Annotated in this window: 19 protein-coding genes, 1 pseudogene and 3 other annotated features; of the genes and pseudogenes, 16 read left to right on the top strand and 4 right to left on the bottom strand. The window is 35.8% G+C overall.

Annotated elements, in window-relative coordinates:
* Window position 1: 1 nt before the first annotated feature.
* The 10 genes from KFD70_RS01190 (at window position 2) to KFD70_RS01145 (ending at window position 8,308) form a co-directional block, all read left to right on the top strand.
* Window positions 2–337, top strand: coding sequence for a lmo0954 family membrane protein (locus KFD70_RS01190; RefSeq protein WP_431612849.1), 336 nt, complete (start codon window positions 2–4; stop codon window positions 335–337).
* A 44-nt stretch (window positions 338–381) separates the two neighbouring features.
* Window positions 382–1,044, top strand: a complete 663-nt coding sequence (locus tag KFD70_RS01185; protein ID WP_431612847.1) for a PspA/IM30 family protein — start codon at window positions 382–384, stop codon at window positions 1,042–1,044.
* A gap of 357 nt (window positions 1,045–1,401) precedes the next feature.
* Window positions 1,402–2,529, top strand: a complete 1,128-nt coding sequence (locus tag KFD70_RS01180) for a conserved virulence factor C family protein (protein ID WP_336452643.1) — start codon at window positions 1,402–1,404, stop codon at window positions 2,527–2,529.
* 4 nt (window positions 2,530–2,533) lie between these two features.
* Window positions 2,534–2,917 carry a thiol-disulfide oxidoreductase DCC family protein gene (locus KFD70_RS01175; RefSeq protein ID WP_336452642.1) on the top strand — a complete coding sequence of 128 codons (384 nt, stop codon included), beginning with the start codon at window positions 2,534–2,536 and terminating at the stop codon, window positions 2,915–2,917.
* An 83-nt stretch (window positions 2,918–3,000) separates the two neighbouring features.
* Window positions 3,001–3,435, top strand: coding sequence for a BrxA/BrxB family bacilliredoxin (locus tag KFD70_RS01170; RefSeq protein ID WP_336452641.1), 435 nt, complete (start codon window positions 3,001–3,003; stop codon window positions 3,433–3,435).
* Window positions 3,436–3,483: 48 nt separating this feature from the next.
* A complete protein-coding gene (locus KFD70_RS01165; RefSeq protein ID WP_336452640.1) occupies window positions 3,484–4,260 on the top strand; it encodes a class I SAM-dependent methyltransferase in 777 nt (258 codons plus the stop codon).
* A gap of 40 nt (window positions 4,261–4,300) precedes the next feature.
* Window positions 4,301–4,514, top strand: a binding site (T-box leader).
* A gap of 45 nt (window positions 4,515–4,559) precedes the next feature.
* Window positions 4,560–6,248, top strand: coding sequence for an arginine--tRNA ligase (argS, locus tag KFD70_RS01160; protein ID WP_336452639.1), 1,689 nt, complete (start codon window positions 4,560–4,562; stop codon window positions 6,246–6,248).
* 234 nt (window positions 6,249–6,482) lie between these two features.
* Window positions 6,483–6,941 (top strand): hypothetical protein, encoded by a 459-nt coding sequence (locus tag KFD70_RS01155; protein WP_336452638.1) that lies wholly within the window; start codon window positions 6,483–6,485, stop codon window positions 6,939–6,941.
* A gap of 116 nt (window positions 6,942–7,057) precedes the next feature.
* The gene (locus KFD70_RS01150; RefSeq protein ID WP_420792356.1) at window positions 7,058–7,219 is read left to right on the top strand and encodes a DUF2651 family protein; all 162 of its coding nucleotides are present in this window, start codon (window positions 7,058–7,060) and stop codon (window positions 7,217–7,219) included.
* Between the two features lie 261 nt (window positions 7,220–7,480).
* Entirely contained in the window at window positions 7,481–8,308 is an 828-nt protein-coding gene (locus KFD70_RS01145) for a DegV family protein (RefSeq protein ID WP_336452637.1), read from the top strand.
* 60 nt (window positions 8,309–8,368) lie between these two features.
* Here the strand turns inward: KFD70_RS01145 and KFD70_RS01140 are convergent, their stop codons facing one another.
* Together KFD70_RS01140 and KFD70_RS01135 are read right to left on the bottom strand one after the other, a co-directional pair.
* Window positions 8,369–9,541, bottom strand: coding sequence for an MFS transporter (locus KFD70_RS01140; RefSeq protein WP_336452636.1), 1,173 nt, complete (start codon window positions 9,539–9,541; stop codon window positions 8,369–8,371).
* Window positions 9,541–10,107 (bottom strand): PadR family transcriptional regulator, encoded by a 567-nt coding sequence (locus KFD70_RS01135; protein WP_336452635.1) that lies wholly within the window; start codon window positions 10,105–10,107, stop codon window positions 9,541–9,543. The genes KFD70_RS01140 and KFD70_RS01135 overlap by 1 nt, the downstream gene beginning before the upstream one ends.
* Window positions 10,108–10,734: 627 nt before the next feature.
* Between KFD70_RS01135 and KFD70_RS01130 the strand changes: the two genes are divergently transcribed.
* The 3 genes from KFD70_RS01130 (at window position 10,735) to KFD70_RS01120 (ending at window position 20,322) form a co-directional block, all read left to right on the top strand.
* The gene (locus tag KFD70_RS01130; protein WP_336452634.1) at window positions 10,735–14,943 is read left to right on the top strand and encodes a tetratricopeptide repeat protein; all 4,209 of its coding nucleotides are present in this window, start codon (window positions 10,735–10,737) and stop codon (window positions 14,941–14,943) included.
* A gap of 163 nt (window positions 14,944–15,106) precedes the next feature.
* Window positions 15,107–15,346 (top strand) — a binding site (T-box leader).
* A gap of 54 nt (window positions 15,347–15,400) precedes the next feature.
* On the top strand, window positions 15,401–18,502 hold the full coding sequence (ileS, locus tag KFD70_RS01125; protein WP_336452633.1) for an isoleucine--tRNA ligase: 3,102 nt from the start codon (window positions 15,401–15,403) through the stop codon (window positions 18,500–18,502).
* 311 nt (window positions 18,503–18,813) lie between these two features.
* Window positions 18,814–20,322 (top strand): M36 family metallopeptidase, encoded by a 1,509-nt coding sequence (locus KFD70_RS01120; RefSeq protein ID WP_336452632.1) that lies wholly within the window; start codon window positions 18,814–18,816, stop codon window positions 20,320–20,322.
* Between the two features lie 52 nt (window positions 20,323–20,374).
* Here KFD70_RS01120 and KFD70_RS01115 read toward each other — a convergent pair whose 3' ends face one another.
* Entirely contained in the window at window positions 20,375–20,863 is a 489-nt protein-coding gene (locus KFD70_RS01115; protein ID WP_336452631.1) for a hypothetical protein, read from the bottom strand.
* 64 nt (window positions 20,864–20,927) lie between these two features.
* Between KFD70_RS01115 and KFD70_RS01110 the strand changes: the two genes are divergently transcribed.
* Complete coding sequence (locus KFD70_RS01110; protein WP_336452630.1) at window positions 20,928–21,140, top strand: hypothetical protein; 213 nt, start codon at window positions 20,928–20,930, stop codon at window positions 21,138–21,140.
* 52 nt (window positions 21,141–21,192) lie between these two features.
* Window positions 21,193–21,404, top strand: a binding site (T-box leader).
* A 105-nt stretch (window positions 21,405–21,509) separates the two neighbouring features.
* The gene (aspS, locus tag KFD70_RS01105) at window positions 21,510–22,808 is read left to right on the top strand and encodes an aspartate--tRNA(Asn) ligase (RefSeq protein WP_336452629.1); all 1,299 of its coding nucleotides are present in this window, start codon (window positions 21,510–21,512) and stop codon (window positions 22,806–22,808) included.
* A gap of 163 nt (window positions 22,809–22,971) precedes the next feature.
* Here the strand turns inward: aspS and KFD70_RS01100 are convergent, their stop codons facing one another.
* Window positions 22,972–23,337: a TetR-like C-terminal domain-containing protein gene (locus KFD70_RS01100; protein ID WP_336452628.1), complete on the bottom strand. Its 366-nt coding sequence runs from the start codon at window positions 23,335–23,337 to the stop codon at window positions 22,972–22,974.
* Between the two features lie 14 nt (window positions 23,338–23,351).
* On the opposite strand from KFD70_RS01100, the pseudogene KFD70_RS01095 reads away from it, so the two are divergent.
* Window positions 23,352–23,564, top strand: a pseudogene (locus tag KFD70_RS01095) (spore germination protein); the annotation flags it as partial.
* Between the last annotated feature and the right edge of the window lie 438 nt (window positions 23,565–24,002).

Here is a 24,002-nt window from a genome sequence, read left to right as displayed (position 1 = left end):
TATCGCAGCCGGTATTTTGGCTTTAATTGCTCTTGGTAGTCTTGCTGGTATTGTAGGATTCGCAATTGGAGCAGGAATTGCGTACTGGAGCTATAAATCATTTGTGCGAGCACAATCATTTTTTGGAAAGTTAGCTTGGGGTATTGCCGGTTTAATCGGCTTGTCAATTGCCCTTTCTCATTCCCCAGCACTAATCGGTGTTGCAGCGTTAGTCGTTCTATACTACGGATACCGTGAGTGGAAAAAAGAAAAAGATGTAGTAGTGGATGCTGCTTCAGAAAGTTCTAAACCATATAGCAACTTTGAAGATGAGTGGAACAAGTTAATGAAAAACTAATATAAAATAATTTAAATCATAAAGTAGAAGAGAGGAAGATTAGAATGAAACAATCTTTATTCGGACGTGTACGCGATGCAATTTTAGCAGATTTTCATAATGTATTAGATGAGAAAGAAAGAAAAAATCCAATTGCTATGTTAAATCAATATTTACGTGATAGTGAGCGTGAAGTAACAAAAATTGAAAAATTAATTCAGCGTCATAAAACATTAAAATCTAACTTTTCCCGTGAACTTGAACAGGCTCGTTATTTCGTAAATAAGCGCTCAAAGCAGGCGATAATTGCACAAGAAGCAGGAGAAATGCAATTGCATGAACGTGCATTAGAAGAAGTAGCATATTATGAAGGGCAAGTCGCTCGTCTAGAAGAAATGTATGCAGGTGTAGTGGAGCAAATTGATGAGTTAGAACGTCGTCTTTCTGAAATGAAGAATAAACTAAAAGAAATGAATGCAAAGCGCATGGAATTAATGGCTCGCGAAAATATGGCACATGCAAACCGTCGTATGAATACAGCTCTTCATAAAATGGATGAGAATAATCCGTTCTTGCGTTTTGAAGAAATTGAAGATCACATTCGTGATTTAGAGCTTCGCATGAATGAAGATCATGAGCGTGATACATTTGATATGAAAATTGCAAAACTTGAGCGTGAAATGAAAGAAAAGGATGGAGTATCTTTAACGAAAGAAGTAACAAAATAATTGTAATACATCATAAAATGAATTTATGGTGATAGAAAAAGGTGTTGCAAAGCAATACCTTTTTTTATTTATCCTGCATTAACGGGTAGTAAGAGTCTTATCTTAAAATTCAGCGAAAGGAAGGGAGGAGCTGATTAACATTTTACTTTTTATTATCAATCTACTTTTTTGAGCGAAGGAGAGAAGGGGGATTATACTAAAAAGGATATATAAATCGGCGGTAGTTGTTACATGATATTCATCAATTCTACTAAGACTATAATCGGGATTAGAAAAAGCAAGCGTCTCAGTAGGAGTATAGCGATAGAACATGTTACAATACAGCTAAGAACAAGCAATAAAGGAGAGTTTATTTACGTGAAGATTAAAGCAATTGAACCAACGCCAAGTCCAAATACGATGAAAGTTATCTTAAATGAAGTGTTACCATCAGGAGCACGTAATAATTATACAAATGAAAATGCGGAACAAGCGCCAGAGCAAGTGCAGCACATTTTAAAAATTGAAGGTATTAAAGGTGTATACCATGTTGCGGACTTTTTAGCAGTAGAGAGAAATGCGAAGTATGACTGGAAAGTACTTTTGCAACAAGTTCGCGCTGTGTTTGGAGAAGAAGTAACTGAAGAAGATGAGAGGGAGCAACTTTCGCATTTTGGTGAAGTGAAAGTATTCATTCAAATGTTCTTTACAATTCCAATGCAGGTGAAATTAACAGATGGAACAACGGAAGAGCGAGTTGGGTTACCAGATCGTTTTAAAGAAGCGATTATGAAAGTACAAATGTCTGCGCCTAACGTTGTGAAAGAGCGTAAATGGGTAGAACAAAGTACACGCTATGGTAATTTTGAAGAAATCGGAAAAGAAGTTGTCGAAGAAATTGTAGCTGCTTATCCAGAGGAGCGCGTTGAAAAAACTGTAAAAGAATTATTAGATCAAGCAGGTGCTAAGGAAGTAACGATTACAAAGCGTGAACCATATAAAGTAACAGAGGAAATGATGGCAGATCCTGATTGGAAAAATCGTTATGCAGCGCTTGAACAAATGGATCCCACAGAAGAGGATATTCCTGTATTGAAAAAAGCGTTAGAAGATGAAAAAGTATCGATCCGCCGCCTGGCAACAGCGTACTTAGGTATGGTAAAAGGTGATGAAGTATTGCCATTGCTATATAAAGCTTTACTAGATCGATCTGTAAGTGTCCGCCGTACTGCTGGTGATTGCTTATCAGATGTAGGGGATCCAGCAGCGATGTTTGTGATGATTAAATCACTTAAAGATCCAAGTAAATTGGTACGTTGGCGTGCAGCGATGTTTTTATTTGAACTTGGTGATGAAAGTGCGATTCCAGCACTGCGCGCTGCGCAAGATGATCCAGAGTTCGAAGTAGCAATGCAAGCTCGTTTAGCGTTAGAACGTATTGAAGGCGGAGAAGAAGCGAAAGGGTCAGTTTGGAAACAAATGACGGAGTCTCGTAAAGGAGAATAATCATATGCTCGTTTTCTACGATAGTTTGTGTCCGATGTGCATGGCAGTGGCAGAGCGTACGAAGAAGCTTGATAGAAAAGGTGCAGTGGAGTTTGTTTCTTTTCGTGATAAAGATGTTGTAGAGGAGTATCAACTTTCCAAAGAGCTGCAAGGAAAGATGGAACAACGACTTTACATTTTAAACGATCATAAATGGTATGATGGGATTGGTAGTGTATATGTATTAGCCAAGGCTGTGCCGTCATACTGGTTTGCGGTACCATTTATTAAATTATCTATTTTACTTAGGTTTGGAAATAAAGTGTATGATTATATTGCTAATAATAGAAAACTTGTACCTGTTGGACACTGCCATGAAGGGGTTTGTGAAATCCCTTCAAAAAAATGAAAACATTGCTATCTTTCTTTTGCACCTATTATAAGAGCGTGATATGATGAATTTGGAATGAAAGTTGAAGGAGAGATTACAAGATGTCAAATGCATACGAAGAATATATGCGTCAAATGGTAATTCCAATGCGCCAAGAATTAGTGCGTGCTGGATTTGAAGAATTAACTACTGAAGAAGCTGTAACAGAATATATGGAAAATGTGACAGGTACAACATTAGTGGTTGTAAACTCTGTTTGTGGTTGTGCAGCTGGCTTAGCTCGTCCATCAGCTGGTCAAGCGGTTGTACGTTCTGAAAAACAACCTGATCATCTTGTAACTGTATTTGCAGGACAAGATAAAGACGCAACAGCTACAATGCGTGAGTACTTCGGAGATATTCCACCATCTTCACCATCTATGGCGTTATTAAAAGGAAAAGAAGTTGTTCACTTCATTCATCGTCATGAAATTGAAGGAGCAACAATGGAAGAAATCATTAATAACTTAGAACAGGCTTTTGAAAAGCATTGCTAAAAAAGGGGGAGTCATTCTCCCTTTTTTCTTTATATTTGAGGTGAAAAGATGATTGTAACAACAGCAGGACGAACAAATAAGGAAATGACAACTTATGCAAAAAAAGTAGCAGAAGAATTACAATCTTCTTTTGTTGTACGTAATGATATATCTGTAGTGAAACTACATGAGCAGTTTGGACAAGATGTACTTGTTGTAGGAAAGAATCGTTTAGCAATTTATCCAAAAGGTACAGAAGAATCGTTCTTTTTCCATCCTAATTCTGCAATGTTTCGTGTGAAAAGATTAATGCGGGGAGAACATGATCCATTCGTAGAAGCTGCAAAATTAGAAAAAAGAATGACGGTGTTAGATTGTACGCTTGGTATGGCATCAGATAGTATTGTAGCAAGCTATGTTGTTGGAGAAGATGGATCTGTAACGGGGCTTGAAGGAAATCGCTATATGGCTTATATCATGAATAAAGGTTTAAAGCAGTGGTGTGCGGGAATACCAGAAATTGATGAAGCAATGCGTAGAATTAGAGTGAAGCAAACCGAACATTTTGATTTCCTAAAGAACTCCGAAGACGATAGTTATGACGTTGTGTATCTGGATCCGATGTTTGAAGAAACAGTAATTGAATCTGATGGAATTCGAGGGTTAAAGCACTTTGCTTTGTATAATGATATTACAGACGAAACGATTGCAGAAGCAAAGCGTGTTGCTAGGAAACGTGTTGTTCTAAAAGATCATTTTCGTAGTACACGATTTGAACGACATAACTTCTTTGTTCATAAGCGAAAAAGTGCAAAATTTCATTTTGGTGTAATTGAACCTTGCTAATTGTTTGAAAAGATGTATAATAAGCAATAATCAATTATATATGATGTCGTAGATGAAGAGAGTAGTCTGTTTTATAAGTAAAGCGAGCTAGGGATGGTGGGAGCCTAGTACGGAGAAACGGATGAAGCGCACTTCGGAGACGCTGCTTGAAATGAATAGTAGAGTAAGCCGGGGCCCCCTGTCCTCGTTATAAACGGGAAAGTGGTTCTTTGGAACAACAAGGGTGGTACCACGGGTGATAACTCGTCTCTTTTTTAGAGACGAGTTTTTTGTGTTTTCAAAACTAAGGAGGGAGCAACATGGAATATAAAATTAAATTCGCAAAAAGTTTATTTGAAGTGATTGAATCAGAATTATCATTGGAACAGATTACAGGTCTAATTGAAACTCCGAAGCAAGATGAATTTGGAGATGCTGCATTCCCTTGTTTCATGCTCGCCAAGCAATATAAAAAAGCACCAGCAATGATCGCGAAAGAAATCGCTGAGAACTTAAACGATTCATTTTTTACAAAAGTGGAGGCAGTTGGACCATATGTGAATGTATTTTTTAACCGTCACATAGTAAGCGATGATGTATTAAAAATGATTTTAGCTAAAAAAGAAGAATATGGACTGGGGCATCTTGGGCGAGAAAAAACAGTAGTAATCGATTACTCTTCACCAAATATCGCGAAACCGTTCTCCATGGGGCATTTACGTTCAACGATGATTGGGAATTCTTTAAAACATATCGCCGAAAAGTGTGGATATGAAGTTGTAGGAATCAATTATATTGGTGATTGGGGAACACAGTTTGGAAAATTAATTACCGCATATAAAAAATGGGGAAATGAAGAGCTTGTAAAAGAAGATCCAATTCGTGAATTATTTAAGTTATATGTTCATTTCCACGAAGAAGCAAAAGAGAACCTAGAGCTAGAAGAAGAAGGTCGTGCATGGTTTAAGAAATTAGAAGATGGTGATGAAGAAGCGGTCTTTTTATGGAACTGGTTCCGCCACGAATCTTTAAAAGAGTTCTCTCGCATTTATGAACTGCTTGGTGTTGAATTTACGAATTTCCAAGGTGAAGCCTTTTACAATGATAAAATGGATGACTTTGTTGAAATCTTAGAAGAAAAAGGATTATTAGAAGAATCAGATGGAGCACAAGTTGTTAATTTAGAAGAAGAGGATATGCCGCCATGTTTAATTAAAAAATCAGATGGAGCCACGCTTTATGCAACTCGTGATTTAACAGCGGCACTCTATCGTCAAAACACATATGAATTTGATAAAGCGCTATATGTAGTAGGAGCAGAGCAAAGCTTGCACTTTACACAATTTTTCACCGTATTAAAGAAACTCGGTTATAACTGGGTAGATGGTATGGCTCATGTACCATTTGGACTCATTTTAAAAGATGGTAAAAAAATATCCACACGTAAGGGGAAAGTTGTATTACTTGAGGAAGTATTAGAAGAAGCGATTACGCTTGCAAAGCAAAATATAGAAGAGAAGAATCCAGACTTAAAGCAAAAAGAGGAAGTTGCAAAACAAGTTGGTGTCGGTGCAATCATTTTCCATGATTTGAAAAATGAACGTATGCATAATATTGAGTTCTCTTTAGAAAAAATGCTGAAATTCGAAGGAGAAACAGGGCCATATGTTCAATATACACATGCACGTGCTTGCTCCATTTTACGAAAAGAAAGTGCTGAATTTGAAGTAGGATCGTTTGCGTTAAACGATGATCATAGTTGGAGTACGATAAAATTATTGAATAGATTCCCAGAGGTGATTGAAACAGCCTTTTCTAAAAATGAACCTTCACATATTGCGAAATATTTGTTAGATGTTGCACAAGCATTTAATAAATATTATGGAAATGTTCGTATTTTAGAGGATAATGAAGAGAAGGAAAGCAGACTTGCACTTGTTTATGCAGTAACGATTGTGTTAAAAGAAGGATTACGTTTACTTGGAATGGGTGCTCCGGAAGAGATGTAAGTAAAACAATTTTATAATTTAAAAATGCTAAAGGATACTATGTTTTATAAAATGCATAGTATCCTTTTTTTATGAGATGTAGAAGTGTACTTAGATTAAATAGTGAATACATAATTTATATGCAGGAAATAAAAAGAACCCAGAGAAGAAATACTTGATAAACTGCCTGTTCATGTAGGGTAAATTGTCGATGTGTATTTTTTTATATAAATACTAGGAACGGGGACGAGAAACTTGAAAAAATTAATAGCTTCTTGCATGGTATGTACATTGTTTTTAGGTGTTGTAGGCTGCTCGAATTTTTCTGATAAGGAAGAGCAAGAGAACGCTACATCGCTAGCCACTATAACAAAAGTTGTACAATTTGAAAATAAAGATGTGGCTTCCATTGAGTTAAAGAATGCAAAGACAAACAATAGTAAAAAACTAGCTAGCGAATCTACTATGCAAACCGTCATTGATGGTCTTCAAAATGCAAAAAAGAAAGAGGTATTTATAGACAAAGAAGCACGGGACAATATGAATGCTGTAATGACATTAAAATATAATGGTGGAGATAAACAAGATTTCTTAGTGTGGTTAGAAGGAAACAATAGGCAGGTTATGTTTGTAGAGAGTACCAATGAACAGCATGGATCGGGGTATGAAGTGAATGGTACATATGCTAAAAACATTATTAAATTGTTTAAATGATGGCCGATTTTCGGTATCGGAGGAATTAAGAAAATGGCAGACATATTTAGTAATCCAATGTTCTTAGTTTTGATTCTCTTTCCAATGCTCACGATTATATTAAGCTCAGTTGTTTATTGGAGAATCAAAAAATATTTGTTATGCCAATCATCGTTTTCATACTCTCCTTATTATTTATGTTGATTTATGCAAATGAAACCTTTCTTTCTTTGGTGGTCATATATATAATTTTATCACTGATAGTAGGAATTTTTATTAAATTCGTTTTCCTTAAATGAGATAAGGCTTCTAACTTCGTATACGTGTTAGAAGCCTTGTTTTTTAATTTAAGCGTATGTACGAAAAATAAATATGTCGAAATTGTGTACGAATACAATTCGATTCGATATTAATTTTGAAAACTTTGCCCCAATCATCCATCTCCTATAGAAAAACAGAGATAGTCTTGTTATTATAGCAAGCAGAGTCCTTTTTATAACTCGAATAGATAGAATTGTGAGAAAAGTTCAAGAAAAGGATGCACACAAGGGAGGAACAACATGAAGCGTGTTGCTTGGTTTACTGATAGTACAACTGCAAACTTTACAACAAGTGAAGATAATTTTGTTATACCGATTGAAATTGTTATAAATGGAACAGCCTATAAAGATTGTGAAGAAGGTGTTCGTGAACGTGTTTATGATGCGTTAAAAGAAGGTGTAACGGTAACCACATCACAACCTAATTTAGGAGAGATGGTTTCACTTTTCTCAAAATGTAAAGAAGAATATGAAGAAGGATTTGCTATCACAATTAGCGGAAAAGTAAGTGGTACCTATCAAAATATGAAACTTGCCGCAGAAATGGCAGGATTTCCTTTAATCGTAATAGATAGTGAAACAACAAGTTATCCAATGGATGAACTTTTAATAAAAGCACAAACGTTATACCATGAGGGTATGACTTTACAAGATATACAAAAAACAATACAAGATGCTGAGCGTAGTCCTTACTATGTATTTCCAAAAGATTTGAAAGGTCTATATGCAAGTGGACGTGTGAAGGGTGTACAATTTATACTAGGCAGTCTACTAAGTGTAAACCTAATTCTAGAAGTAAAACATGGCGAACTTGTGTTAGAGAAGAAAGTTCGTAAAATACAAAAATGCAAAGAATATATGCGAAATGAACTTGAAAAAGAAACTTCAAAAGTAGTACATGTTTTTCATGCGAATGATGAAGAAGGAGCAGAAGAATGGATCACCTATTTTAGAGAAGTATTTCCTGAAATGGAGTTTCTAATTTATCCGCTTCCGATATCTTTTGCTGTTCATGCAGGTGCTGGAACAATTGCGATTAGCTTTTCGAAAGGGGAAACCCGTGAATAATTCACGGGTTTTTTTATTGTTTTCGTCCATAGATTTTGTAATTACGGCTATAACCTAATGTCATTTTTTCATTTTCCACAAAAATAAGCACAGATAACAGAAAAGAACAACACTAAATATGTAGAAAGCATTTGTTAATCCAAATAAATCTGATAGACTTCCACTAAGTAGCGGGCCGAAAAACATACCAATTGAGTAGGCTGTATTATAAATAGCAAAAAGTATTCCATATGCTTGCATTCCATTTTTATCTGCAAGATATGTAAGTTCTGGTAAAGCAGGTGCTAGTAAAAGACTAAAACTAATTCCAAGGATAGCGAGTATAAATATTTCAAGGGCGGTATGAGAAACAATTGCTGTAAATGGGAAACATAAAGCAGCTAAAGCTATGCCTATTGCCATCGTTTGTTTTCTACCAATTTTAGTTGACAGTGTACCGATGATTGGTGCTGTAAAACCATATGCGAGAGTTGGAACAGCAAATAAGAGTCCAATTGTTCCAGGGCTAAGGTGTAAGGTGTCTTGTAAATAGAGAGGAAGAGTTGGCTCTAAAGCGCTAGGTAAGGCCGATCCTAGAATAATTATACCGATCATAATAAATAGGGAATGCATATTCAAGATAGATCGATAGCTAATTCGTTGGTGTGAGCTGGATTTTGGTTCATTAGGAAGTAATATCATTCGTAATATACCATCAACGAGAGCAATACTTGCAGCGATAATAAAGGGAAGATGATAACCACCCCATTGATAAAGCGCCCCGCCAATTGTTGGCCCAAGGAGCATTCCAGCTGCTTGTCCCGATAAAGCGAGACCCATGGCTTTTCCACGTTCTTGTAGAGGGAACACATCTGCTAGAAGTGCTAATCCAGCTGTCCATGTTGCCGCGGCAGATATACCTTGTAACATCCTTGCGAGTACAAGCAACCAAAAGCTATTTGCAAGTCCGAATAAAATGGTTGCGGCTGCGAATCCAAATAAACCTAGAATCATAGGAAGACGTCTTCCAACCTTATCGGAAACTACTCCTAAAATGGGGGTAGAGAGAAGTAAAGTAATCGCGTAACTACCAAATAAAAAACCAATCTCTGTTTGGGAAGCACCTAGGGTTTCTGCGTACCGTGGTAAGATTGGGACGATCATTCCGTAGATGAGCATATCTGTAAAGACAGCCACTGCTACAACCCATAATGAAGCTTTTTGTACACGAGACATTTTTAATCTAGCCTCCATCAATTTCCCTCCGTGTTCTTCTTATTTTCTAATCGAGATAACATTTTTTCCATTTTTTCAATGAAACGTAGCTGTATTTCGCACTGTTCATAAATATTTTCAAAGATAAGACTTACATGCTCTGGAATCTCTATCATTTTTTCTTTAATAGATTGTCCAGCTTTCATATTTTTGTACATTTCCATAATTTTCTTTTTTTGATCTTGTAAGGCGGATGAGATGTGTTCAAGAGAAACAGTATTTGCGTCGAAGAAAGTGAGTGCTGTATATAACTCTGTTGGGAAAGCAACTGAAGAATGCTGGAATGACTGAATCATGAGTGTATGAAACTCATCTTTTCCAGCAGGCGTAATACTGTAAATTGCTTTGGAACGATTCCCTGTTTTTTCAACAGCATCAAGCTCTACTAATCCTTCTTTATCCATTTTTTTTAAGGCATGATAAATCGAAGCGGGAAAAACACCTGCCCAAGTATCAGTTTGTGCAGATTGCATAGCTTGCTGTAATTCATATCCAGACATAGGACCATATTGCATGAGTAAACCTAGTACCATTAATCGTGTCATATATATCCTCCGTTCAAATAGGAAAAGTGGAATACTAAACGTTTAGTATTTATTTACAATATATATGGAAATATTTGTTTTGTCAATAAAAGGATGGGGTTTATTTTATCCTGCATTAACGGGCAATAAGACTCTAACCACGAAATCAAAGACGGTAAAATAGGATACAAACACCTCGGAAATTTTGATATATAAAGTGAAACTTCAATCAGTGGGGAGTTTCTCCATCCCAACTGATTGTTAGCCCTCACTAATCGGGCTTTTATGGACTGTTTATCTCCCATCTAAACTTCTTCGTATTCTCTTAAGTTTTGAGGTGGGAGTATTACAGCCCGTTAAAGCTGGATAAATAATGATCAACTTAATAAAAAGGTTGTATTTTATTAAATTAAATAAAATACATGGAAAAATAGTTATTTTTCTTATTTTTAAATAATAATTCAAACGATATCGTTTATTATTGAGAATTATATAAGGTTTTTATTGAATACCTTATATATACTGTGTAAAATCTAAGAAAGCAGATAAGGATACTACTTACAGAATTTGTGAGCGGGAAAGCCCACGAGCTTTAGCCGTGGGAGTGGTCAACGATGCGTAATAAAAATAATTACTTGAGGTGAATGCATGTTAGAATTTAGGAGATTAGAAACATGTCTGAAAGAAAAGCGATTTATAGATGGATTAAAAGATGTGAATCAAGAAATTGCAAACATACGGAAAATGAATACATTATCTTATGTGAAAGATTGGCTTTCTTCGATTTTGTCAACTGAGGAATTTGATACGTTAATCCGCCTTACAGATGAAGGGCTTATGCACCAATATAGTGCCTTTTTAATCCGCTATTCATATAAAAAATTCTCAAATATGAGAACGCTCTCTTTATATTGTGATGAGCTAATTGATGACCGAAAAATACTTGATGCTGAAAAATTATTAAAGGATGCGCTGGAAGATACAAAGGTAGATCAAATAGATTCTGATATTTTATCAAAAGCATACTTTACATTGGTAAGATGCCTTTTAGAAATGAAACAGAATGAAGAAGCATTCCTATATATGAAAAAAGCTGAGAGTTATAGTACACGTCCAGTTTTTGATAAATGGGGCTATTTTTATATACAAACAGGAGAATGGGAGAAAGCAGAGCAGTCGCTTTTATCTGGGATGAAGCATAAGGAAAATGAAGAGTTGGCGATTTACTTATTATCACAGTTATATGCATATAAAGGGAAACAGAAACGAGCGTTACAACTGATTAACGATGCGATAGACCAGTTTCCGCAAGTACCGTATTTTTATTTTGAAAAGGTGAAACATTTACTAGATTTACAGTGTTATGAGGAAATGCTGACTGTAATAGATAAGATCAACCTGATATTGCCGTATCATTCGTATAAAACTTATTTTACACATTTACGTGCAGAAGCGTTATATAAAATGAATAACACTGAGGATTTACTTGCTTTATTAAAAACGGAAGTGTGTTTAAGAAAGTCGCTATATCATAATATAGAAAAATACCGGGCTGGAAAAAAAGTAAGATTACCATTAGTTCCAATCGTACAAAAAGATAATTATTGTGTTCCAGCGAGCTTGGAGATGATGCTCCGCTTATGGGGAGAAAGCCGTACACAAGATGAAATCGCGCATCATATATTTGATGTAACAGGATCGAAGTTTTCAGACACGGTAATGTATTTAGAAAAACTGGGCTATGTTTGTCATTATTTTAAAGGAACGAAAGAGAACTATAAAGCATTACTTGATCAAAATATTCCAGTTTTATTAAGTATAGATATTGAACATGCATCCCACGTTCAAGTTCTTTCTGGATATGATGACCAGTTACAATCTTTTTCGGTTCAAGATCCTAATTTTTTGGAGCCGCTTTTTATCGAATATGAAAAGTTGCAGGAAAGATATCGTTACACAGATGGTTTATCTATTGTATTTGTTCCTAAGGAAAAAAGAGAACAATTGTCATTTTTACTAGAAGAGGAAGATGTATATTTCCGAACGCTATTCTCCTTGACAGATCATTTAGAAGAACAGGATAAACAAGGGATTGAAAAACTCGTATCTTTTTTACAAGAGACAAGCGAAAATCCGTACACGTGGTTATACACAATTAAACATATGGATGTTGAAGTGAATCAGGAATTTATTCTTCATTGTGCCAAAAGGTTAATGGAAAGATATCCTGATTCAGATTTTGTTAAGCTCCATAGTGCACAATGCTTTATCCGTATGCAAGATCTAGAGCGAGCTAGTGATATCTTGCAAAGTGTCGAGAAAAAGAATAGCCAAGCGTTGTATCATTTTATACATGGACGTTATTCTGTAGAGAAAGAAGAGTATGAAGCGGCTATTTCTAGTTTCCGCTCATCTTTACAATTAGATGCCGACCAGCCAATCGCATGGAGTTTTCTAGCATTATCATATATGTATATCGATCAGTCTGAACAGGGATTGAAAATGTCACAAATTGCACTCGGGCGTCATCCGGACAGATTTGTTCTTGTAAATCATGGCTTGATTTTAATGGATTTAGAGCGCTATGCAGAAGCATATGAAGTGTTTAATGATTTATTGAAAGAATATAAGTATGAAGCGCATATATGGTATGAAAGAGCCAGGTGTGCGCATCAAATAGAGAAATTGCATTTAGCAATTAAAGGACTTCGCATTGCAATTCAATTAGATAAAACAGTACCATATCCATATGTGAAACTCTCAGAAATATATGAATTAGATTTAGAAGATAAGAAGGCTGCAGAAGAAATTTTATTGCAGGGCATCGGAAATTGTGAAGAAGCAACGTCATTATATGTTCGATTAGGAGATTTACATTTTCAAAATGATGAATTTGAAGAAGCTGAAAAAATATATAAACGTGCTTTAGAAGAGAATAATAGAGATGTTTATTCTCATTTTGGTTTGATTCAAATTTATGTGGCAAAAGAACAGTATGATGATGCAAAACGTTACATTTTTAGCATGGAAAAGCAATTTGAACAAAATGATGAGTTTTTAATGAATGCAGGAATGGTGTTATGGGATGCTGAAATTGAATTAGGAGCTAATGAAGAACAATTAAAGATAGCGTTGTCTAAGTTAGAAAATGGTATCCGATGTTTGAAAAATAATATAGCAAATATGTTAGAAGAATATGTAAATAGAGTTGAAGGAACGGCATTTGTACAACGTGGGATAACATTTTTAAGAAAACTAGGAAAAGAAAGACCAGATGTAGTCGAGTATGACTGTTATGCTGGTATTTTATATGAATCTCTTGGACAATACGATCAAGCGATGAAACGATACAATCAGGCAATAAAGCACAGAACGAGTACGCTTCCGTATTATCGCATCGGTGAATCCCTTATGGCATTAGGGGAATTGGAATCGGCAAAAAATGCGTATGAGACTTGCTTAGAAATAGATGCAAACTTTATAGGAGTACATTTGAAGTTAGCGGAAATATATGAAGCAGAAGAAAATCGATTAAAAGAACAATATCATATGCTTCAGGCAATGCTGCAAGAGCCGATGATTGTAAATATGGAGTATCTAGCAGAGCTTTCAGTAGAAAATGGTCTTCATAAAGAGCTTCTATCTAAGTTAGATAAATTAGATGGTAAAGTAGATGAAATGTGGCGTTTAGATGCTCTTGCATATGTATATGGTGCCATGAAAGAGAGAGAGAAAGAACAAGAGCTAGTGGAAGAAGCTTTACAAATGGATGAGGAACATGTAGAAGTACGATATCACTATGCAAAAGTACTTGTTAAAAATAGGGATTCTGAAGTGCTTCCATTTGTTACAAGTTTAATAAGACAAGACATTGAAAATGAGCGTGTATTTAAAGTGTATGTTCAAGCAATGGAACAGGAGCAGAAATTATCTCAAATACGAGATTCTCTTCATTTGTTGCCCGTTAAGAAAAAAGAAAGAAGTACGGCATTTATGTACGCTGGATCTGTACTTGCTGAGAGGCTAACTGCACAACAACAAAATGAAGAGCCGAAGAAATCAATTTTTACAAGAGCGTTTTATCGAATGAAAAACCGTGCGAAAGAAATTTCGCTTATTACAACTGTAATTGATCTATTTGAAATCTCTTTAAAATTAAATGCTAGAAATAGTATGGCAGCGCAGCGTTTAGCGATATTTTATGAAAATGGAAATATGATTACAGAAGCGATAGATGTATTGCAAACATCATTAGAAAACATTTGGAATGTTAGCACGGCAAGGCAACTTGTAAATCTTCTTATTGAATATAGGAATGAAAATGAAGAAATGTTAAGAGATGCTCTTGAATTCATAAAGCAGATGATTAGAGAAGAGCCAAATGATTATGACATTCTGTTATTACATTCAAATGTTCTATTCATGTTGGGGGAAGAAAAACAGGCAGAAAAGATTTGTTTACAATTAATTGAAAGAATGCCTTTTGTGAGCCGTGCATTCCTTGCTTTAGCGGAAATCTATCAAAGTGAAGCAAGATTTGAAGATTCTATTCCAATGCTAGAAAAAGGAGTCGTGCATCATCCAAAAGATAATGGAATATTTCTCGCTTTAGCAGCGTCTTATCATCAGATTGGAAAAACAGAAAAGGCAGAAGCACTAACAAATCATATAATAGCTTTCGGTTCTTCGGATTTGTTAGTTCGATACAATAGAGCATGTTATTTAGCTGTTTTAAAGAGAAATACTGAGGCGAAAGCAGAACTTGAAACGGTTCTTCATGAAGATGAAACTGGATTTTTTGCAGAACTTGCGGAAGAAGATGAAGATTTAGCGGAAGTATGGGAAACGATAAAGTGAAACTTTAATCAGTGGAGTCTTATTGTCCGTTAATGCGGGATAAAGAAATAGAAATTTTTCACGATGTTTAAAATTCGAGAACGAGGAAGAAAATGAAAAAATATTTTTGAATTGATTGACAATTATATATTTTATGGAATAAAATAACTGTTAATAAAAGTATACAAATCTGAAGACGAGAAAGAGTAAAATATCGTACTGTTCTCCAGAGAGCCGGCACTGTGCTGAAAGTCGGTGTACAGACTTTATTTGAAAATCATCTCCGAGGAGCCGTGGCTGAATAAAGTAAGCTCGGACGGATGTCTACCGTTACAAAGAACGCGTATGGTAGTACGTTGCTAAGTGCTATTGGTGAAGATGCTAATAGAATTAGGGTGGTAACGCGGGTAAACCCGTCCCTACTTATAGGGACGGGTTTTTTGTGTGCTTTTACAAAATTTCAAAGGAGTGATTGTAAATGGAGAAGGTAGATGTAAAAGAATCAGCTGTAGGGAGAGAAACACGAATTCGCAAGCAGTGGAACAAGCAGAATATCTTTGAGCAATCCATTCGAAATCGTGAAGGTGCACAATCTTTCGTTTTTTATGAAGGGCCACCAACTGCAAATGGATTGCCACACGTGGGACATGCGCTTGGACGGACAATTAAAGATTTAGTAGCAAGATATAAAACAATGACTGGATATAAAGTACTTCGAAAAGCTGGCTGGGATACACATGGATTACCGGTAGAATTAGGAGTTGAAAAACAGCTTGGTATCTCTGGTAAACATGAGATTGAAGAATACGGAATTGAACCATTTATTCAAAAATGTAAGGAAAGTGTATTTACGTATGAGAAGCAGTGGCGTGAATTTACTGAGAGCATCGGATATTGGGTCGATATGGATGACCCGTACGTAACGTTGGAGAACCCTTATATCGAGAGCGTATGGCATATTCTTGGAACAATTCATGAAAAAGGGCTCCTATATAAAGGGCACCGAGTGTCTCCATATTGCCCAAGTTGCCAAACATCACTTAGTTCACATGAAGTGGCGCAAGGATATAAAACAGTAAAAGATTTAAGTGCAACTGTGAAATTTAAAGTACTAAGTAGTGAAAATGAATATTTTCTTGGCTGGACAACGACGCCGTGGACGTTGCCTGCTAATGTAGCACTTGCTGTACATCCAAATATGGAATATGTGAAAGCAGAGAAAGATGAAACTGTTTATATTGTCGCAAAAGAGCGTGTAAATGATGTATTAAAAGATGGCTATCAAGTATTATCTACTCATAAAGGAGAAGAATTAGTAGGTACTTCATACGTAGCACCATTTCCTATGGATGAAGTTACGAATGGATACCGTGTTATTTCAGCAGACTTTGTTACAGAAGATAGCGGAACGGGGCTTGTTCATATCGCACCAGCTTATGGAGAAGATGATTATAAAGTGGTGCAAAATCAAGGAGTATCGTTCCTGCATGTTGTGGATGAGCAAGGTAAGTATACGGACGCTGTTCCGTTTTTACAAGGTAAGTTTGTGAAAGAATGTGATGTTGATATTGTTCGTTATTTAGCTGGAGAAGGCTTGCTATACCATAAGGAGAAATATGAACATAGTTATCCGCATTGCTGGCGCTGTGATTCACCACTCCTGTATTATGCTGGAGAAAGCTGGTTCATTCGGACAACTGAGATTAAAGAGACTTTCTTACAAAATAATGATGCAGTCACATGGTATCCAGATCATATGAAACACGGGCGATTTGGGAAATTTTTAGAGAATATGGTGGACTGGAATATTAGCCGGAAACGATACTGGGGAACACCGTTAAATGTATGGGAATGCGAAAACTGTGATCATCAATTCGCACCGAAGAGTATCGATGAATTAAGAAAGCATAGCGTAGGGCAGACAGTTGAAAATTTAGAGCTTCATAAGCCGTATGTAGATGAAGTGAAAGTATGCTGTGAAAAATGTGGCAATTCAATGACTCGTACGCCAGAAGTAATTGATGTTTGGTTTGATAGCGGTTCAATGCCGTTTGCACAGTATCATTATCCGTTTGAAAATAAAGAGCTTTTTGAGGAACAATTTCCAGCAGATGTAATTGCCGAAGGTGTTGATCAAACGCGTGGTTGGTTTTATAGCTTATTGGCAGTAGCGGCTTTATATACTGGAAAAGTACCATATAAACGTGTGTTATCTCTTGGACATGTGCTAGATGAACAAGGACAGAAAATGTCTAAAAGTAAGGGGAATGCACTAGATCCAGTAGAGTTAGTTGAAAAGTTTGGTGCAGATGCATTAAGATGGGCTCTCCTTGTTGATAGTGCGCCATGGAATGCAAAGCGCTTTTCGGAAAGAACAGTGCAAGAAGCGAAATCAAAACTTGTAGATACGCTTGTTAACGTATATAGTTTTTATGTTTTATACGCCAACCTAGATGAATACAATCCAAAAGGGGAGTATGAGGTTAAGAGAACGAAATTAGATGAGTGGGTGTTATCACGTCTTCACAGTACAACGAAAAAAGTAAGAATTGCATTAGACGAGTATCAATTTACAAATGCAGCTCGTGAAATTGCGGCTCTTGTAGATGAGGTTAGTAATTGGTATGTGAGACGTTCTCGCAATCGTTTTTGGGAGCCTGATATGAATCCTGAAAAGGCAGCAGCATATGAAACACTGCATGAAGTGCTTGTTACACTTAGTAAGTTACTTGCTCCGTTTACTCCGTTTGTAGCGGACGATATTCATCTGAACTTAGAAGGAAGTAGTGTTCATGTAACAGATTATCCAGCAGTAGATGAAACAGTTATTCAAACAAAGTTAGAACAAGAAATGGATGCTGTTTTACAAGTTGTCGAACTCGGACGTAGCAACCGAAATCAACATACATTAAAAGTAAAACAACCATTAGCTGAACTTGTATTACTTGATCATCATGAGCAGAAAGTGGACTGGGAATCTTATCGTGATATTGTAATGGATGAGCTGAATGTAAAAGCATTTCATGTAGAATTAGATGAAACGAAGTATACATCGTATCAATTAAAGCTGAATTTTAAGACAGCAGGACCGAAGTTTGGGAAGAACGTCAATGCTGTAAATCAGTGGTTAAAACAATTATCGCAAGAAGAAGTACAAAGCTTTATTGTAGATGAAAAAGCAATGTGTAAGCTTGTCTCAGGAGAAGAAATTACAGTAACAGCTGAAGATGTATTAGTAGAAAAGGTACCAAAAGCAGGATTTTCTAATACGACAAATGGACAATATACAGTTATGTTAGATACAAATGTGACAGATGAATTGTTACAAGAAGGAGTAGCACGAGAATTTATCCGAGCTGTTCAAGAGTATCGAAAACAGTTGAATTTACCAGTTAATTTACGAGTAGATGTTATTTTGGATACAGACGCTGAATTGCAAAACACATTAATGAAGCATAAAGGTCTATTAGAAGAAAACTTGTTAGTAAAACAATTTACGTTTCAAGCATTATCACAAGAAAATGATGAAATTTCTTTAGGAGAGAAAAAGGTTCGAATCAAATTAAGTCCGTCTAGCTAATTCACAAAAAGTAGTATGTGATAGAAAGTGAAATTACAAAATCCTGTATGAATCATACAGGATTTTATTTGTTTTCTCAGTAATGACGTGATTTTTGTATTACGATTGATTATGGCAAATAACTAAATATCATAAATCTCTAAATACTCATAGTGATTTATATTTTTCGAAAGTATTTATTCCTTTCATACACAAATATTGAGAAAATATTACTTTATCTATTCTTATGGAAAAGAGAAAGGTAATATAATCAACCTTATAGAATTACTCGTACATTCAAAATTTATTAAAGAGAGTGGAGAGTGATTCGAATGTTGAAAAAAAGAGTAGTGGCAATTGCTGCGGCAATACCGTTAGTACTAGGGACAGTATCGACTGTTTCCGCGGTGGAAGAGAAACAAGTAAAGATAGATAGGTATTCTCCTCAGGAAAAAGCAGCCGAATATTTAAAAGCGAATGCCGCCCAATACTTATTAAAGCCGGATCTATCAGACTTACAGTATATTTCAACAACGGATACACAGGTAGCTTCATATGTTAGATTTCAACAAGTAGTAAATGGTGCTCCCGTATTTTCAAGACAAATAACTGTAACTCTTAATGGAAAAGGTCAAGGATTACTTGCAGTTTCTGATTATCAGCCTGTTCAGAGTGTGAAAGAAATAAAGCAAAAGATTAGTGAAAAAGATGCAGAACAAAAATCAATGGCATATGTCGGCGGAGAAAGTGAACAAAATTTATGGGCTCCAACAATGAATGAATTTGGGTATGTCATTGAAGAAGGAGTTGCTATTCCGGTATACCGAGTTGTAGTCCATTCCAATCAACCATTTGGTGCGTGGGAAACATTTATTGATGCTGAGAGTGGAAAGTTAATTAAAAAGGTTGATATAAACCGGAAAGCAGAGGGGACAGGAAAAGTATTCTTGCCTAATCCTGTTGTATCAAGTGGTAGTTTAACTGGATTAAAGGATAATAATGATAAAGATTCAGTAGAATTAAATAATCAATTAAAAACGGTTACTTTAAAAGGTTTGAATGGAACTGGCTTTTTAATTGGAGATTATGTCACAATTTCTTCAAAGGCAAAAACAAAGTCTTCAACTCTTCAATTTAATTACACTCGTTCTAATGATAGTTTTGAAGATGTAATGGCATATTACCATATTGATACTTTACAACGATATATTCAGCAAATAGGTTTTAAAAATATTAACAATCGCTCAATTAAAGTAAATGTGAATGGAACGACAGCTGATAATTCTTTCTATTCGCCATCAACGGAAGCTTTAACATTCGGAACGGGTGGAGTAGATGATGCTGAGGATGCAGGAATTATCGCACATGAATATGGGCATTCGATTCAAGATAATCAAGTTCCGGGATTTGGAAACTCTGCAGAAGGCGGGGCGATGGGAGAAGGATTTGGTGATTTCTTAGGTGCAACTTATGAGGATGCTGCATCAACGACAGGATATGGTAAAGCCTGCGTAGGAGAATGGGATGCGGCTTCTTATTCCAATTCAAATCCAACATGCTTACGCCGATTAGATAATAATAAAGTGTACCCAAGAGATGTGCAAAATGAAGTACATGCAGATGGAGAAATTTGGGCGCAAGGAGAATACGAAATGGCGCAAGCTTTTGGCCGTGATGTAGCGACAAAAATTATTTTACAATCACATTGGTCATTAACGCCAAATGCGACATTCCGTGATGGGGCAAAAGCGATTAAGCAGGCAGATGCTCTTTTATACGGAGGACAACATGCGGCTGAAATCGATCGGATTTGGGCAGCACGAGGAATTAGTACAAATTAATATTGGTAATAAGAAAAGAGTCGCGACTACATGAAGAATCGCGACTCTTTTCTTAAGGAAGTTGTTTTTTAGTTTCCTTAAAAACAAAATGTTCTTTAAATTTTCTTCCTTCCACTTTCTGACCATTTCGCATTGCACGGAAAGGATGCTCTTGCCATGTAATCATGACATCTACTTCGTCTGCTTTTGTAGAAACAGGAAAATTCGCATGTTCAAATCCTGTTTTTTCGCTTGCTAATCGAGCTTCTTTTAAAGAAAATAGTTCATATTTTGTCTCTGTTTTTGGTTCATTTCGAAACACTTCTACTTGAACGTTATAAACTTCATCTTTTCCGATGTTTTGTAATGAGAAGTGATATGTGTGAAAAACACCTTTTTTAGGTTGTAACATGTCTTTGTCTGTTTTCTTTACTTCCTCAATATTGACCTTCCATTGTTTTGAATGTTGTGAGACAGGTAAAGATTGTGGAGAATAAGCGGATGCTTGATTTGGTGTAATCAAGCATAATAGTAATAGCGAGAAACTTAAAATTTTTCTCATGTATAGACCTCCAAAATAAATTTACTAATAATATGCGTGAAAAGGCAAGGCGCTATGTAATGAAATGAAAAAATTGGAGAATGGAAAGCTTACAGAGAAAATTGCAGAAGCTGCATATAAAAAGGATTCAAAAGATAATGTACGGATGTTTTTAAATAAAAAGGATATAGTAAAAGAAATTGAAGAAGTAGCAAATGAAAATGATGTTGTATTAGTGACAAGGTTACGAGGGATAGTAGTAGAAGAAAATGGAATTGAAATTAAAATCAGAAAATAAAGAAAAAACACTTGCGTTTTTTCTTTTAAAGGAATAGAATACTCTGTAAATATAAAAAGTGATGAACAGGAAAAGTACATGGTGCAAGGGTCTACAGAGAGCAATCGACTGCTGAAAAGATTGCGATACCGCATGATGGAAAGACACCTGTGAGCGTTGCTTTGAACGTGATGATTAGTAAAAGCAAACGGTACCTACCGTTATCAGGTTTAAGATGGTCATGATGACAATTTGGGTGGTACCGCGGAAAAATCCGTCCCTATTTATAGGGGCGGATTTTTGTATTCTTTGAAAGGAGGTGAGTGGCCGTGGATGACGACGATGACAACAATAATGTAAATAAATTTGAGAACATAGGAGGAAGAAATTATGAGCGAAACAATGAAGCGGTCACTCGTTCGTGAATGCAAAATGTCTAGTAAAAAGGTGGTTTTACTACAAGGTTGGGTAAAAAAAATTCGTCATTTGGGGAATGTCAGTTTTTTATTATTACGTGACCGAACAGGTGTCATCCAATGTGTGTTAGAAAAGGACTTAGCTGGATATAAAGTAGATGTAGAAAGTGTTGTTCAAATTATTGGTGAACTTGTGGAGACCACAAAAACAGAATTAGGCGTGGAACTGCTTGTAGAAGAAGTAAAAGTGTTAAATACCTCTGATTCACTTCCTTTTGAAGTGAATAAAAGAAAATTGCAAGTCGGTTTAGATCAAATGTTAAATGAGCGCGTCGTATCGCTTCGGCATGAACGAATTCAAGCGATTTTTACAATCCAATCTATGCTTGTTCAGGCATTTAGTGAATTTCTAATAGAGAACGATTTCACACGTATTTTTACACCCAAAATTGTTTCGCAAGGAGCAGAAGGTGGCGCAAATGTTTTTAAGCTTCCATATTTTCAAAAAGAAGCGTATTTAGCTCAATCTCCACAATTTTATAAACAAATGATGGTCGCAGGTGGATTGGAACGCGTTTTTGAAATTGCCCCTGTTTATCGTGCGGAGCATCACAACTCTTCCCGTCATTTGAATGAATATATATCTTTAGATGTAGAACTTGGGTTTATTCATGATTTTCATGAGGTGATGAAATTAGAAAAGGATGTTCTACGTTATATGTTTGAAAAGGTAGAACAAGAATGTGAAAAAGAATTACAGCTGCTGCAAGTTACAGTTCCTATCACTACGGAAATTCCAAAGGTTACACTGACAGAGGCGCAGCGTATTTTGAAAACAAAGTACCATAAAGAATCACCAGTAGGGGATTTAGATACAGAAGGTGAAAAGTTGATTGGAAAATATGTGAAGGAAGTATACGGTAGTGATTTTGTCTTCATCACACATTATCCGAAAGAAGCAAGACCGATGTACACGATGCCAAATAAAGAAAATCAAGCAGTTACAGATTCTTTTGACTTATTGTATAAAGGGTTAGAAATTACGTCAGGTGCGCAGCGCATTCATGATTACGATATGTTACTTACTTCTTTTAAAGAAAAAGGATTACATCATGAAAAATTTCAGTCGTATATGGATACATTTCGGTATGGTTGCCCGCCACATGGCGGTTTTGGAATTGGATTAGAAAGGCTTGTGTATAAATTTTTAGAACTATCGAATGTTCGTGAAGCGAGTGCATTTCCGAGAGATTGTACGCGTCTCGTACCATAAATTGAAAAAGAATCTTCACGCTTGCTGCGAAGATTCTTTTTTAGTGGTAGAAATTTATATAGTTAAGTTTCTTTCGTCGTAGCTTTTTGTCTGAAAGGAGAAAAACGCTCCTTTTTCTTTTCTGTTTTTTCTTTTGTTAAAACGCTTAAGTGCAGCGGGACCCCTATTTATTTCCCAATCTAAAAAGTATTGATAACTGCTTAGCAAGAAATTGTGGAGTATAAGGCATATCCTCACGTAACCAAGCTACAATAGTTCCGATTAAAGCTGAGGAACCATGCCAGATAGCAATATCTTTTGAAATACCTTTAGTAGTGAGAAAAGCGTTATTTTCCGTTCTCTCTACTATTTTGTCCGAAAGTGTATTTAGCAAACGTTCTGTAAAAATCGGTGTTCGTCTAGAACCAAGAACTACTTTATAGAATTTGGCATTATCAGCAATGTACTCAAGTAGGTCTATAAGTTTGAACCCTGCTATATCCTCAAATGAATCTGAGGAGTTTTTTCGTACTCGTCGTAATCTTCTCAATATCCTCGACCATTTCCTGTGCTCAAATTGAAGGATTTATTACAAATAATCAATTTAGTATATTCCCTTTAGTTGAATATAAGGGTCGGCCAGATTATGCGGTAAATTGTTTATTATATGAGCGATTTATTCTATTGGTTGAAGGTTCACCAACTGCAACCTTTGCACCAGTTTCGTTTCCCTTTTTTGTAAATACTGCTGAAGATCAAAATTTTCAAGTGTTGTTCCTCTTACCTGTTACAGACTTTCTTCAAATTCATTTAACGAAGCTTCCACACCTTATTGTCCTAAATACTCTTCCTGAACTTCCTTATTAAATAATGGAACGGTCTTCTTATTTTGATCTTCGCGAACTGGGTCTAAAAGGATTGTTCCAGATACTTCTTCTGGATATTTACTTGCATATCATCTTATATTAACAAGAAAGTCTAAGCAACTTTTTTATATCTTTATTCTACAATATATAGGATTCCATTAATGGATTAATGCTTGTATGTTGTGATAAAAAGACAAAAACATCAAAAACCCCCTTTTTCGAAATTACATTTTGAAAATAGGGGGTTTTTTAATAAGTTAACCTTGATAGACATTTACCTTTCAAGGTTTTTTAAAATTGATAATATTGTATGTTAGATAGTCTTATAACTTTATCAAACACGCATAAT

Origin of the sequence: Bacillus pfraonensis (genome assembly GCF_050768835.1) — a bacterium.
Classification (GTDB): Bacteria; Bacillota; Bacilli; order Bacillales; family Bacillaceae_G; genus Bacillus_A; species Bacillus_A pfraonensis.
The sequence above is the reverse complement of the archived record's forward strand: the minus strand, read 5'-3'. Positions and strand labels throughout refer to the sequence as shown.

Coding starts and splice junctions, on each gene's coding strand:
- KFD70_RS01185 (WP_431612847.1), top strand. CDS start 382: ATGAAACAATCTTTATTCGGACGTGTACGCGATGCAATTTTAGCAGAT.
- KFD70_RS01175 (WP_336452642.1), top strand. CDS start 2,534: ATGCTCGTTTTCTACGATAGTTTGTGTCCGATGTGCATGGCAGTGGCA.
- KFD70_RS01170 (WP_336452641.1), top strand. CDS start 3,001: ATGTCAAATGCATACGAAGAATATATGCGTCAAATGGTAATTCCAATG.
- KFD70_RS01165 (WP_336452640.1), top strand. CDS start 3,484: ATGATTGTAACAACAGCAGGACGAACAAATAAGGAAATGACAACTTAT.
- argS (WP_336452639.1), top strand. CDS start 4,560: ATGGAATATAAAATTAAATTCGCAAAAAGTTTATTTGAAGTGATTGAA.
- KFD70_RS01145 (WP_336452637.1), top strand. CDS start 7,481: ATGAAGCGTGTTGCTTGGTTTACTGATAGTACAACTGCAAACTTTACA.
- KFD70_RS01140 (WP_336452636.1), bottom strand. CDS start 9,541: ATGGAGGCTAGATTAAAAATGTCTCGTGTACAAAAAGCTTCATTATGG.
- KFD70_RS01135 (WP_336452635.1), bottom strand. CDS start 10,107: ATGACACGATTAATGGTACTAGGTTTACTCATGCAATATGGTCCTATG.
- KFD70_RS01130 (WP_336452634.1), top strand. CDS start 10,735: ATGTTAGAATTTAGGAGATTAGAAACATGTCTGAAAGAAAAGCGATTT.
- ileS (WP_336452633.1), top strand. CDS start 15,401: ATGGAGAAGGTAGATGTAAAAGAATCAGCTGTAGGGAGAGAAACACGA.
- KFD70_RS01120 (WP_336452632.1), top strand. CDS start 18,814: ATGTTGAAAAAAAGAGTAGTGGCAATTGCTGCGGCAATACCGTTAGTA.
- KFD70_RS01115 (WP_336452631.1), bottom strand. CDS start 20,863: ATGAGAAAAATTTTAAGTTTCTCGCTATTACTATTATGCTTGATTACA.
- KFD70_RS01110 (WP_336452630.1), top strand. CDS start 20,928: ATGAAAAAATTGGAGAATGGAAAGCTTACAGAGAAAATTGCAGAAGCT.
- aspS (WP_336452629.1), top strand. CDS start 21,510: ATGAGCGAAACAATGAAGCGGTCACTCGTTCGTGAATGCAAAATGTCT.